Raw genomic sequence first — 2,422 nt, forward strand, 5'->3', positions numbered from 1 at the left:
CATTTACCAGGGTAGGTGAAGTGCCTTTTTTCAAAGCATACACAAAGCGCCTTTTGAGTAACTGCATGTGTCCATCGGCTATTACTTCTAAGAAACCCGTGAGTGGTTCCTTTTTGAAATCGTAATAAGATGTATTTACAAATTTGCACGCTAAAAGTCTTTGAGGGTTATACCACTCAAACCGTTCTATATTATTGTGTATGAGATACTTATATTGATTGTCTACAATAATTTCTAGCTGATTTTTTAGTATGTCGTAACGGATGTAATAACCCTTTAAACACTGGCCATTGTCGAAGTATATGTTTCCTATATGCCAATTCTGGTTCCAGTAATATTTACTAAAACCTTGAAGCCTTGGTAACCTTATGTGAGACGCTTCAGATAATGAATCGGGTATCAAAAACGGATTTACAGCAGGTACCTGAGCGTAAAGCTGTTGGTAGCTACAACATATAATAATGATAATTAAATGCCGCATAGATGCTAAATCTATACGGCAGAGAGGTTTTGTAAGTTTATCCTAATCTAAATTTACCGATGTTGAAATATGATTTATTGATAAGAAAAGCCGCAAAGATTGCTCTGATTAGCACAAAGTGTAGCACCAAAAGAACTAAAAATACAGGAGGTACATCAAATGGGAGTAATGCTAAAAGCGGGCTAAGTATGCCGGTAAGTTTAACTCCAGCATAAGCTAGCCAACCATTTGACCAGGCTATTAATAGCGAAACTAAGATTATACCCAAACCACCAGCTGCCATGAGTAGTAAGGCAAGTCTTTTTTCTATTCTCTGTTTTTTACTTTTCCATGCTGCTATGTTGAGCATAGTTTCCTGAGTGAAATTATTGCTGGGAGGGTTCGATAATTCACCTTCCCGCATCATTGATTTCAACAACTCATCAAATTTTTCTTCTTCCTTCTTCATCATACAATATTTCTAATTTCCCCTTTCAAAAGTTGCTCTAAAATGGTGTAAAGCTTTTTACGAACGCGAGATAGCTTTACCCTCACATTTACATGACTCATGTCCATTACCTGGGCGATTTCTGTCATGTCCTTCTCTGCTGTGTAATATAAATTTACTAAAACAGCTTCCTCATCTCCAAGTTTATTGATGGCCAATTTGAGGTACTTTTTTCTATCTTCTGCAATCAGCCCAGTCATGCTTTCTGTCAGTTTACCCATAGTGATATTATGGTGCCCATCTTCAATGGGGGTGGTGTCTAATTGCTTCTTTTTTATTTTTGATAATGCCGTATTATAAACAATTCTATACAACCAGGTAGAAAAACTTGACTCTTGCTTGAACTTGCTCAATGCCTTGAAAGCCTTCAGAAATGCATCTTGTGACACCTCTTCAGCATCGTATTCATTCTTAACTATTTTTAAAGCCAGCGTATAGGCATTTTGCTTGTGCTTGTCTACCAGCCACGCAAAAGCTGACATATCACCATCTAGTACTTGATTAATATATACGTGATCCTCCTTTTCGGCCATATGTTTATTTAGACATGAGTGGTTACTAAGCTGTTACAAATTAATTAATATATTTTGGTTCTGTCCTCTCTGAAACCTTGTCAAAAAAAATTTTAAGATTTTTTGTAACAGCCTGAAGCTAGTCATAGTCAAAACAGGTGAGCAACGATTTGATAGCATGACAAAGTCAATTACATATCTGTGGAAAACGAGGGAGGCCTTAATCTGGCTAGTGGCTTTATTGGTACTGGCTATTCTAGACCCTACGAGATCACATATCAGTATTTGTCCTTTGAGTCTGCTAGCGCTTGATTTTTGCCCTGGTTGTGGCCTCGGTCACTCTATAGGATACCTGTTTAGAGGCGAGTTTTTACTTTCCTTTAAAACACACCCACTGGGCGCGGTAGCTGTAGTGCTCTTGCTATATAGATCTGCCTCATTATTGTATAAAAATTATAAACTCAAATAAATAGAATAAATCATGAACAGAATATTGAATTACCTACCGGAAGTTACAGGCGAAGAGTTAAGTTATATACACAACATCACCAAAGAGCTTGAAGAGAAGCAACTCGAAACGTTTGCTCATATCTACAGAGCGAGAAGACGTGATCCACAGACTGTTTTAATCATTGCATTGGTTGGTCTTTTTGTAATACCAGGGCTTCAGAGGTTTTATGTAGACCAAATTGGCTTGGGTATCCTTTATCTACTAACGCTGGGTCTGTGTTTTATTGGTTCCATCATAGATATCGTAAACTATAAGAGCCTCGCTCAGGAGTACAACTCAAAAGTGGCCAATGACGCATTGGTAGGAGTGAGGTAAGTCCTCTTTATCATCCAATAGCAACCATATCTATAAAGCCCGGATACCTTCGGGCTTTAATTTTTTAAAGCTGATGTCGCTCACTCTCTGATTATCCGTACATTCTGAGCTTTAAA

The 2,422-nt window shown here is 37.7% G+C and carries 5 protein-coding genes; 2 read left to right on the forward strand and 3 right to left on the reverse strand.

The genetic code is table 11. The features are described 5' to 3' along the window. The 3 genes from E1176_RS04535 to E1176_RS04545 form a co-directional block, all read right to left on the reverse strand. Positions 1 to 481 (reverse strand): hypothetical protein (locus E1176_RS04535; protein WP_155209384.1); only part of this gene is annotated, 481 nt, incomplete at its 3' end. Between the two features lie 37 nt (positions 482 to 518). Then, positions 519 to 932 carry a hypothetical protein gene (locus tag E1176_RS04540; RefSeq protein ID WP_155209385.1) on the reverse strand — a complete coding sequence of 138 codons (414 nt, stop codon included), beginning with the start codon at positions 930 to 932 and terminating at the stop codon, positions 519 to 521. Then, positions 929 to 1,501 carry an RNA polymerase sigma factor gene (locus E1176_RS04545; RefSeq protein ID WP_155209386.1) on the reverse strand — a complete coding sequence of 191 codons (573 nt, stop codon included), beginning with the start codon at positions 1,499 to 1,501 and terminating at the stop codon, positions 929 to 931. The genes E1176_RS04540 and E1176_RS04545 overlap by 4 nt, the downstream gene beginning before the upstream one ends. Before the next feature lie 157 nt (positions 1,502 to 1,658). Between E1176_RS04545 and E1176_RS04550 the strand changes: the two genes are divergently transcribed. Together E1176_RS04550 and E1176_RS04555 are read left to right on the forward strand one after the other, a co-directional pair. Beyond that, positions 1,659 to 1,949, forward strand: coding sequence for a DUF2752 domain-containing protein (locus tag E1176_RS04550; protein ID WP_155209387.1), 291 nt, complete (start codon positions 1,659 to 1,661; stop codon positions 1,947 to 1,949). 12 nt (positions 1,950 to 1,961) lie between these two features. Continuing rightward, on the forward strand, positions 1,962 to 2,306 hold the full coding sequence (locus E1176_RS04555; protein ID WP_155209388.1) for a TM2 domain-containing protein: 345 nt from the start codon (positions 1,962 to 1,964) through the stop codon (positions 2,304 to 2,306). Positions 2,307 to 2,422: the final 116 nt, after the last annotated feature.

Origin of the sequence: Fulvivirga aurantia (genome assembly GCF_009711475.1) — a bacterium.
Taxonomy (GTDB): Bacteria; Bacteroidota; Bacteroidia; order Cytophagales; family Cyclobacteriaceae; genus Fulvivirga; species Fulvivirga aurantia.